Source organism: Streptomyces sp. UNOB3_S3 (assembly GCF_020740895.1).
In the GTDB taxonomy this organism is placed as follows: domain Bacteria; phylum Actinomycetota; class Actinomycetes; order Streptomycetales; family Streptomycetaceae; genus Streptomyces.
On sequence record NZ_JAILXP010000271.1, the window covers coordinates 1 to 9893 of the forward strand.

A 9893-nucleotide genomic window follows, 5' to 3' on the forward strand; every position below is an offset into this window, starting at 1 on the left:
CCTCCCCGTTCTCCCCCATGGCGACCCGGAGCCCCGAGCTCCCAGGGTGCGCCGCGCGGACCTTCTTCCCCGAACGGTCCGCGCCCAGATCGATTCCTCCCCTGACCGCAGACGGTCAATCCTGCCGCCCGGTCACTCGAACGAGGGGTGTTGCGCGCGACAACGGTTCATTCGAATGGAAGTTCCATAGGGTGGAGCTGCTCGGGGGAGACGAGGGGGTGCCAGGGCTCATGGTGCGGCGTATCGAGGTGACGGGAAGCGGCGGAGTACGGCTCGCCGCCTGGGAGTTCGCCGATCCGCCGAAGGCCGGCGGCCGCGGGCGGTACGGCGGCGGCCCGGTGCCGGATCCCGGCCGCCGGGCGGGCGGGGTGCTCCTCCTCCACGGCCTCCTGGGCCGCGCCGCGCACTGGGCGCAGACGGCCCGCTGGCTCTCCACGCGCTATCGCACGATCGCCCTCGATCAGCGCGGCCACGGCCGCAGCGACAAGCCCGTCAGTGGCCCCTACGCCCGGGAGGCATATGTCGCCGACGCGGAGGCCGCCGTCGAGCAGCTCGGCCTCGCGCCCGTCACCCTGATCGGGCACGCCATGGGCGCCCTCACGGCCTGGCAGCTCGCCGCCCGCCGTCCCGACCTCGTCCGCGCCCTGGTCATCTGCGACATGCGCGCCTCGGCCCTCGGCGCGGCCACCCAGCGCGAGTGGAGCCAGTGGCTGGGTTCCTGGCCGGTGCCGTTCGCCACCCTCGCGGACGTGCGGAAGTGGTTCGGCGAGGACGATCCGACGCTGGAGCGGCCCACCCCCACCCGTGGGGACTTCTACGCGGAGGTGATGGCCGAGCGCGCCGACGGCTGGCGGCCGCTGTTCTTCCGCCGTCAGATGCTCCAGGCTCGCGAGGGCTACGCGCATGACGCGCACTGGGAGGAGCTGGCCCTGGTCGAGTGCCCCACGCTGGTCGTCCGCGGGCTGGACGGCGCGCTGGGCCGCGCCGAGGCCCAGGAGATGGTCCGCGTCCTGCCGCGCGGTCGCTATGCCGAGGTGCCGGACGCGGGCCACCTGATCCACTACGACCAGCCGGACGGCTGGCGGCGCGTCACCGAACCCTTTCTCGAGGCGGCCATTCCGGCATAGGGGCGGGGGTCCCCGGCCGGTCGGCGAATTAATTCAACAGGCGTTGACATATCTGGGCGGCCGGGTGTGCACTGGTAGTACGAGCCGAGCCCCGGCCGTGCCACAGCGATTCACCGGGAGCCGTCATGTCTGCCTCCGCACGCGTCTCACCCACCGGGCCCTCCGCGTCCGGGTTCACCGCGGACGTCCTGGTCGTGGGGGCCGGCCCGACCGGTCTCCTCCTCGCCGGCGATCTCGCCGCAGCGGGAGTGCGGGTCGTGGTGCTGGAGAAGCGCGTCGAGGAATCCAACCTCACCCGCGCCTTCGCCATCCACGCGCGCACCCTGGAGGTGCTCGACGCCCGGGCGCTCGCCGAGCCGCTGATCGCGACCGGCACGTTCCTGCCCGGGGTGCGGCTCCCCGGCGGCACCCGCGTCGGCATGACCGCCCTCGACAGCCGCTTCCCCGGCATCCTGATCACCCCTCAGTACGAACTGGAGGGGCTGCTGGAGGAGCGCGCGCTCACGGCCGGTGCCGACATCCGGCGCGGCGCGCGGGTGACCGGGCTGCGGCAGGACGCGGAAGGCGTCGACGTGGACGTGGCCCCGGCGGAGGAGGGCGGGGAGACCGTCACCCACCGGGCCCGCTACGTCGTCGGCGCGGACGGCGTGCGCAGCGCCGTCCGCGAGGCGATCGGCATGCCCTTCCCGGGGCGGTCCGTCCTGCGCTCGGTCATGCTCGCCGACGTGCGGCTGGACGCCGCGCCGGACGAGGTGCCCGCCTTCAGGGGCACGCCCGAGGGCTTCGCGTTCGTCGTCCCCTTCGGCGACGGCTGGTACCGCGTCATCGCCTGGGACCGGAGCGAGGACCTGCCCTCCAGCGCCCCCGTCGACTTCGAGAACCTCAAGGCCGTCACCCGGGCCGCCTTCGGCAAGGACTTCGGCATGCGCGACCCCCGCTGGACCTCGCGCTTCCACAGCGACGAGCGACAGGTGCCGCGCTACCGGGACGGCCGCGTCTTCCTCGCGGGCGACGCCGCGCACGTCCACTCCCCGGCCGGCGGCCTGGGCCTCAACGCGGGCGTCCAGGACGCCGCCAACCTCGGCTGGAAGCTCGCCGCCGTCCTCGCCGGGCGGGGCGGCGAGCCCCTCCTCGACAGCTACCACGACGAGCGGCACCCGGTGGGCGCGATGGTGCTGCGCGTCAGCGGTGCCCTCGTCCGCGCCGCCCTGGCGTCCACGCCCGCCACCCGGGGCGTGCGCAACGTGGTGGGCACCGTGGCGCGGCTCGCGCCGTTCGCGGTGCGGCGGGCGGCGCTGTACGTCTCCGGCATCGGCATCCACTACCCGGCGCCGCCCGGCTCCCACCCGCTGACCGGCCGGCGGGCGCCGGACCTGCCGCTGGCCGAGCTGGACGGGCGCCCGTCGCGGCTGTACGAGGCGCTGCGGGCGGGGACGTACGTACGGGTGGTGCCGCGAGGGGTGGACGGGAAGGACGAGCCCGATGTCCTGACGGTGACGCGCGCGGACGCCCAGCGCACGACGCTGCTCGTCCGCCCGGACGGGTACGTGGAGTCCGCGTCGGAGGGCTGATACCGGGGGGCCGCGCGCCGCATGAGCGAAGCGCGGCCCCTCTCACCTCCCCTCACCTGCACAGTTGACACATCAACCACACAAAACATAGCTTCACGGTTGACACGTCAACCCACCGGAAGGGGACACCCGTGAACCGCACCCACCGCCGCATCACCCTCGGCCTCGGCATCGGGGCGGCAGCCGCGCTGTCCACCGCGCTGCTGGCGCTCACCCCGGTCGCGGCCCAGGCGGACGCCCCGGCGGACACGGGCCGCGCGCCCGCCCACGCCGCCGCGGCGCGCACCGCCGCCGAGCCCGACTTCGCCGACAAGACCCTGCGGATCTCCTACGACAACGGCTACAAGTTCGAGCTGCGCTTCGAGGGCGCGGACACCGCCCACTGGAAGGTGCTCGCCGGCCAGGACCCGGCCGAGGGCACGGTGAAGGTCCGGCACCGCGAGGAGTCCCCGGGCGTCCACCGGCTGAAGTGGACCGAGGCCGACGGCACGACCGTCGAGCAGGTGCAGAACTGGAACACGGACACGGTGACGGCCGTCATCGAGTTCGAGCAGGACGGCGCCAAGCAGCGCCTGGACCTCAAGGGCACCTTCGACGTCGTGTGCTGAAGGGTCCGCACACCCGCACCCGCGTCCCGGTCCGGCCAGGTCCGGCCAGGACCGTCCTCCACCGCCGCCCGGCCGACTCACTAAGGTTGGCCGACGTGGACGAACCGAGGTGGCTGGACCGGGACGAGGCCCGCGCCTGGCGCGGCTACGTCGCCATGAGCGAGATGCTGGAGGCGCGGCTGAGCCAGGACCTGCGCAAGGTGGGCCTGTCGACCGCCGACTACACCGTGCTCGTCCTCCTCTCCGAGGCCCCCGGGCACCGGCTGGGACTGAGCGAACTGGGCACCGAGGCCCAGTGGTCCAAGAGCAGGGTCTCCCACCAGATCCGCCGCATGCAGGAGCGCGGCCTGGTGGTACGGGCGGACGACCCGGACGACCCCCGTCGCGCCCACGCCGTCCTCACCGACGCGGGCGCGGAGTCGCTGCGGGCCGCCGCCCCCGTGCACGTGAACGGCGTCCGCCGCTATCTGCTGGACCACCTCACACCGCAGCAGCAGGCCAACATGGCCGACATCGCCCTCAGCGTCCTGCCCCACCTGAGCCCGGCCCCGCTGCCTCCGGAGCTGCGGGCCTGATCATGACGGTGGGGGGCTGGACGTGTGTCCAGCCCCCCACCGTTCACAACCCCCTCTTGGCTACCCCTTGCTCACCGCCGTGAGGATCTCCGGCAGTCGTTCCAGCATGCGCGGCGCCGCCAGGCGCAGGCCCGCCCAGGTGACGACGACGCCGTAGACCGCGCCCAGCGGCAGCACGAGCCACAGCCAGCCGTGGGCGCCGGCGATGTGGAGGCCGATCGCCAGCGCGCCCAGCGGGGCGCACAGCACCGCGCCGATCAGGGCGCCCAGCATGCCGAACCAGGCGAGGGCGCCCTGGCCGGGGGCGACGTTCTTGAAGCCGCTGTCCTGGGGGATCGAGTACGGGGCCAGGACCGAGGCCAGGGCGCCGGTGGCGAAGAGGGCGCCCAGGAGCGCGAAGGACATGCCGAGGACCTCCGCCCAGTCCTCCCAGCGGCCGGTGAAGTACGCCGTTCCGGTGACCACGAGGACCACGTACGGGACGGCGACCAGCGAGAAGGTCAGGGCGCGGGCGCGCAGTTCGGCGTAGGCGTCGCGGCGGGAGCCGATGGTCTGGAGCACCATCCAGAAGGCCGGGCCGTCCTGGCCGAACTGGTTGTACATCTGAAGGCCGAGCATGGTCGGCGCGAACATGGCGAACCAGACGTTGGACATGCCCTGCGCCGCGTTGACGATCGGCACCAGCGCGCCCACCGCGAGCCCGGAGACCCAGGAGGCCTTGGTCTTGGGGTCGCGCCAGATGTACCGCAGTGAGCGGTGCATGACGGTGCCGGTGCGGCCGGCCGGCAGCAGCCGGGCGAGGCCGGAGTTCCCGGCGGCGGCCTTCCCGGGCTTGGTGACGGAGGCCGCGCCGAGGGTGGAGGAGTCGCCCGCGGTCATCACCTTCGTCAGGCCGCGCTGCCACCACCACAGCACCGCGGCGAGCGCGACGGCCGTCAGGGCCAGCCCGGTGGCGGCCCGGCCGTACGCGCCGTCGCTCGCGGCCCGGACGGCGTCCAGCGCGGAGCCCGGCGGGATCCAGCGCAGGACGTCGGCCACGGACTCCAGCCGGGCCATGCCGGCACCGTTGAGCTTCTGCATGGCGAGGTTGACGAGCTGTCCGCCCACCGCGATGAACAGACCGCTCAGCAGGGCCAGGTCACGGCCCTTGCGGCTGGTCAGCAGCCGGACGTTGGCCGTGGCCACGGCCCGGGCCAGGGCCAGGCAGACCAGCAGGGCCAGGAGGAGGGCCAGGACGCCGGCGGCGAAGGCGGCCGCGCCATGGGCACTGGCGATCACGGCGCCGATCAGCACCGTCACGGTGAACCCGGGGCCGATGCCCACCAGGGCCGCGGCCAGCAGGCCCGCCAGCATCGGGGTGGGGCGCAGCGGCAGCATCACCAGCCGGCTGGGGTCCATGGTCTCGTCGCCGCCGGGGAAGAACAGCGGCATCACCGCCCAGCCGAACGCCAGCAGGACCGCCGTGCACACGGTGAGGGCGCCGACGTGGGCGTGTCCGCGCAGCGCGATGAAGCCGAGGAGCTGGAGCGCGGAGTAGAGCGAGACGAGGACGAGGGAAGTGATCCAGACGGCCTTGCGGCCGGAGGACTGCCGCAGTCCGTTGCGCAGCAGCGACAGCTTCAGCCGGACGAAGACGGCGACGGAGTCCTGGACCGACGTCGAGGACGCGGTGGAGGTGGCGGGGGAGACCGGTGGGGTGGTGGCCGTGCTCATCGGGCGCCGCCGCCGAGCCAGTCGAGGTCGTCGCCGTCCGTGTGCCCGCGCATGCCGACGAGTTCGAGGAACGCGTCCTGGAGGGTCGGCGCGTCGCCGCGGACGTGCGCGAGGGGGCCGTGGGCGCGGATGCGGCCGCCGGCCAGCACCGCGACCCAGGAGCACAGCGACTCCACCAGTTCCATCACATGGCTGGAGAAGACGACGGTGGCGCCCGAGGCGGTGTAGCGCTCCAGGACCTTGCGGATCGTCTGGGCGGAGACCGGGTCGACGCCCTCGAACGGTTCGTCGAGGAAGAGGACTTCGGGGTTGTGGAGCAGCGCGGCGGCCAGGCCGATCTTCTTGCGCATGCCGGTGGAGTAGTCGATGACGAGCTTGTTCTGCGCGCCCGCGAGGTCGAGGACGTCCAGGAGCTGGGTGGCGCGCTTGTCGACCTCGTCCCCGGGCAGGCCGCGCAGCCGTCCGGTGTAGGCGAGGAGTTCGCGCCCCGAGAGGCGCTCGAACATCCTCAGCCCCTCGGGCAGCACTCCGATGCGGGCCTTGACGGCGGCCGGGTCCTGCCAGACGTCCACGCCGCCGATCTCCACCCGGCCGGAGCCCGGGCGCAGCAGCCCGGTGACCATGGAGAGGGTGGTGGTCTTTCCGGCGCCGTTGGGGCCGACCAGGCCCACGAACCGGCCCGCGGGTATCTCCAGATCGATCCCGGCGACCGCCACCTGCTCGCCGAACCGCTTCCACAGACCCTCGACGCGTACCGCCGGTATGCCGGTCCCGGTTGTCGCTTCCCGTCCCACGTGCTGTTCCTCAAATCCCCGAGTGCTGTTCCGGGGGACGGACACCGCCCTGCCCCCCGGAACCAGCCTAGAGGCGTGTCGAGGGGCGGGGGCATGAGGTTTGTCAGGACTTCGTGGTCCGGCGGAACTTCGCGGGCCGCCGGGACTTCCCGGTATTCGCCCGGTGTACCGGTCGGCGCGTCGGGCGGCGTGTGGGTCGGCGCGCCGGTCAGCGGCAGCTCGCCGGGGCGGTGCCCCGGCCGCAGGCGTAGGCCAGGGCGCTGACCAGCTCCTCCGCGTCCGGCAGCCAGCGGTTGGCGGGCGTGGGCTGCCGGGCCCACTGGACCCGGCCCCGGTTGCCGATCCGGGTGGGGGGCGCGACCACGTAGCCGCCCTCGCCATGGGGGACCAGGTCCAGCGTGGCGGGGGACCAGCCGAGCCTGCGGGCGTGGTCGGCGACCTTGAGGGAGCCGCCGGGCAGGACGAAGAAGAGCATCCGGCGGAAGGGGGTGCAGGTGACCGGGCCCAGCTGGATCTCCATCCGCTCCATGCGGGCCAGCGCCAGGAAGCCCGCCGACTCGGAGACCTCGAGCGCGTCGAAGGTGCGGCCGGTGGGCAGCAGGATCGAGGCGCGGGGCTGCTTGGTCCACATCCGCCGGGCCGTGGACGCGCTCCCCGTGGCCTGGGAGGCCCAGTCGGGCCGGGCCGGGTGGGCGCCGGGCGCGGGGCACTCGTACTCCCCGCACGAGCAGCGCTCCCGCCCCCCGACGGCCTCCAGCCAGGTGCCCGGAAAAACGTCCCAGTGCCGGTCCTCCGCATATCTCACGGCGGCGTCGGGCACGCGCTCGCCGCGCTGTTGGGGGATGTGCGGGGCTCCTACTCCGATGGTCTCTTCCACGTTCAACACAACTCCCCTTGTCATCAGGGGTTACGGCAGCGGCACAGGCGAGTTGCACCTGCCGGTAACAGCACACGGGGCGCACGGATGCATGTACGGGGGCGCAGGCGAGGGTTCGCCGCCGCGAAGGGGTAGCCACCTGGGCGGCGGTTGACGGCCGGGGTCGCCGAGGCGGTGGCTCCGGTCGTGGAACGCCGCGATTGGCGCGAATACCGGCAAGTCCTGCATTCTCCGGATATCCAGGGGGCAAAGATCACGGGTGAGAGCGTTCACGGCCGAACCGGCTGTTCCGCATCCGGCGGAACTCATCGCGAACGCATAGCGGTATCAGCAGTCTCAGGGGGTAAAGCATGGCCGCGAGGCCACTTGTGGCGCGGCAGCCGAACGAACGGTTGCAGGCGCTCATCCAGGAAGCCGGCTGCTCCAACGCCGGATTGGCGCGCCGGGTCAACATGTGCGGCGCCGAGCACGGACTGGACCTGCGTTACGACAAGACGTCCGTAGCCCGCTGGCTGCGCGGCCAGCAGCCGCGCGGCCGGGCCCCCGCCGTCATCGCCGAGGCCCTCGGCCGCAAGCTGGGCCGCACGGTGACGATCGACGAGATCGGCATGGCCAACGGCAAGAACCTGGCCTCCGGCGTCGGGCTCCAGTTCTCCCCGACCGTGCTCGGCGCGATCGAGCAGGTCTGCGAGCTGTGGCGCAGCGACGTCGGCCGGCGCGACTTCCTCAGCGGCACCTCGGTGGCGTCCTCCGCGCTCGTCGAGCCCAGCCGCGACTGGCTGATCACCGCCGCCGACGCACAGGTCGCCCGGAGCGCGGGAGCGCGCGTCGGCACCTCCGACGTCGAGGCCGTCCGGGCCACCACGGAGGCCCTCGTCGAGCTCGACCACCGCTACGGCAGCGGGCACGTCCGCCCGGTGGTGGTCCACTACCTCAACAGTGTCGTCTCCGGCCTGCTCGCCGGCTCGTACCGGGAGGCGGTCGGGCGCGATCTGTTCGCGGCCGTGGCCCGGCTGACGGAGCTCGCCGGCTACATGGCCGTCGACACGGGCCAGCCCGGGCTCGCCCAGCGCTACTACATCCAGGCGCTGCGGCTCGCCCAGGCCGCCGGTGACCGGGGCTACGGGGGGTATGTGCTGGCCGCCAGCATGAGCCACCTCGCCGCGTCGCTCGGCAACCCACGGGAGATCGCGCAGCTGGCGAAGGCCGCGCAGGAGGGGGCGCGGGGGCACGTACCACCCCGTGCCGAGGCGATGTTCTACGCCGCCGAGGCGCGCGGCCACGCGCTGCTCGGCGACGCGCGCTCCTGCCAGGTCGTCGCGGGCCGGGCCGTCTCCCGGCTCGAAGCCGCCGACAGCGGCCGGGAGTCGGGGGACGAACCACCGTGGATCCGTCACTTCGACCAGGCGTATCTCTCGGACGAGCTGGCCCACTGCCACCGTGACCTGGGCCAGGCCGAACCGGCGCGGCGCCACGCCGAGGAGGCGCTCGCCGCGCACCCGCCGGGCCGGGTCCGCCGGCGGGCGATCGACCTGCTGCTCCTGGCCACGGCGCATGTGCAGCAGAGGGAGGTGGAGGAGGCGGTCACCACCGGCGGCCGGGCCCTGGAACTGCTGGGCACGCTGCGGTCCAACCGGGGCGCGGAGTACCTGGACGACTTCCAGCAGCGACTGGAGCCGTACCGGGACGAGCCGGTGGTGCGGGAGTTCGGGGCGCGGATGGAGATGCAGGCGGCGTAGTCGGATGCCGGATGGGCCGCGGCGGGTCGAGCGTGCCCGTCCGGCGTTTGAGGACGACGTCGAGGACGACGCGGGTCGGCGTGGGCGAAGAGGGGGCGTTTCGGGGCGAACGGGCGGCGCATGGCCGACGGCCCGCGGGACCCGGTAGCGTGAGCCGCCGGTCCCGTAAGTCCCGTTACAGCCTGAGGAGTCCCGGTGACGCAGAGCGGACAGGGAAACGAGCCGCAGCGCCCTGCGGCCCCGCCCGCGCCGCCAGTTCGGCCTGCCCCCGAATGGGGCACGCCCTGGCCCACGGCCGGTGCCCCTCTTCCGCCGGAGAACCCGCCGCAGGGCGGCGGATTCGGTGCGCCCCCCGCGATACCGGAGATGCACGAGATACGCGAGATACGCGAGATACCTGAGATATCCGGTATACCCGGCTCGGGTCCTGGACACTCCGGACCCGAATCCGCCGCGGAGGCCACGCAGTTGCTGCCCCCGCACCCGGGTGGCCTGCCGGCCGTCGGCGGTGCCCACGCCGCCCGCGCCGCGCACGCCGCCCACGGTGACGCGGAGGCCACGGCCTTCCTGCCGCCCATGACCGGGGCCGGGGCCGACGCCGCCACCCAGTACCTCCCGCCCGTCATGGGCAACGCGGGCCCCGCCGGCGCCATGGCCGCCGACGCGGCCACCCAGTACCTGCCGCCCGTCCCCGGCGCGGACTCCGCCGCCGCGACGCAGTACCTCCCGCCCGTCGTCAACGAGCGCGACGACGAGCCCGCCCCCGCGCGCGCGGCGCACGCCGAGGCCGCGACCACCCTCCTGCCGCCCGTTCCGCCGGCCGGGGCGGCCCCGGCGGCCGCGCCCGGGATGCCGGGAGCCGCGCCGGGGATGCCGGGAGCCGTGCCCC

Annotated in this window: 8 protein-coding genes and 1 pseudogene; 6 read left to right on the forward strand and 3 right to left on the reverse strand. The window is 73.9% G+C overall.

Features of this window, described 5'->3' with window-relative positions:
- Positions 1 to 230: 230 nt before the first annotated feature.
- From K6I33_RS25135 to K6I33_RS25150, 4 genes are all read left to right on the forward strand, one after another.
- Positions 231 to 1127 carry an alpha/beta fold hydrolase gene (locus tag K6I33_RS25135; protein WP_229356805.1) on the forward strand — a complete coding sequence of 299 codons (897 nt, stop codon included), beginning with the start codon at positions 231 to 233 and terminating at the stop codon, positions 1125 to 1127.
- Between the two features lie 125 nt (positions 1128 to 1252).
- Entirely contained in the window at positions 1253 to 2698 is a 1446-nt protein-coding gene (locus K6I33_RS25140; protein WP_229356806.1) for an FAD-dependent monooxygenase, read from the forward strand.
- Between the two features lie 131 nt (positions 2699 to 2829).
- On the forward strand, positions 2830 to 3306 hold the full coding sequence (locus K6I33_RS25145; protein WP_229356807.1) for a hypothetical protein: 477 nt from the start codon (positions 2830 to 2832) through the stop codon (positions 3304 to 3306).
- Between the two features lie 95 nt (positions 3307 to 3401).
- Entirely contained in the window at positions 3402 to 3881 is a 480-nt protein-coding gene (locus K6I33_RS25150; RefSeq protein ID WP_229356808.1) for a MarR family winged helix-turn-helix transcriptional regulator, read from the forward strand.
- A gap of 60 nt (positions 3882 to 3941) precedes the next feature.
- On the opposite strand, the gene K6I33_RS25155 is transcribed toward K6I33_RS25150, so the two are convergent.
- The 3 genes from K6I33_RS25155 to K6I33_RS25165 all read right to left on the reverse strand — a co-directional run bounded on the left by K6I33_RS25155 (position 3942) and on the right by K6I33_RS25165 (position 7265).
- Positions 3942 to 5594 (reverse strand): transporter, encoded by a 1653-nt coding sequence (locus K6I33_RS25155; RefSeq protein WP_229356809.1) that lies wholly within the window; start codon positions 5592 to 5594, stop codon positions 3942 to 3944.
- Entirely contained in the window at positions 5591 to 6388 is a 798-nt protein-coding gene (locus K6I33_RS25160) for an ABC transporter ATP-binding protein (protein WP_229356810.1), read from the reverse strand. The genes K6I33_RS25155 and K6I33_RS25160 overlap by 4 nt, the downstream gene beginning before the upstream one ends.
- A 208-nt stretch (positions 6389 to 6596) precedes the next feature.
- Positions 6597 to 7265 carry a bifunctional DNA primase/polymerase gene (locus K6I33_RS25165; RefSeq protein WP_229356811.1) on the reverse strand — a complete coding sequence of 223 codons (669 nt, stop codon included), beginning with the start codon at positions 7263 to 7265 and terminating at the stop codon, positions 6597 to 6599.
- A 350-nt stretch (positions 7266 to 7615) separates the two neighbouring features.
- On the opposite strand from K6I33_RS25165, the gene K6I33_RS25170 reads away from it, so the two are divergent.
- Together K6I33_RS25170 and K6I33_RS25175 are read left to right on the forward strand one after the other, a co-directional pair.
- Positions 7616 to 9004, forward strand: coding sequence for a transcriptional regulator (locus K6I33_RS25170; protein ID WP_229356812.1), 1389 nt, complete (start codon positions 7616 to 7618; stop codon positions 9002 to 9004).
- Positions 9005 to 9370: 366 nt separating this feature from the next.
- A pseudogene (locus K6I33_RS25175) lies at positions 9371 to 9893 on the forward strand (hypothetical protein); the annotation flags it as partial.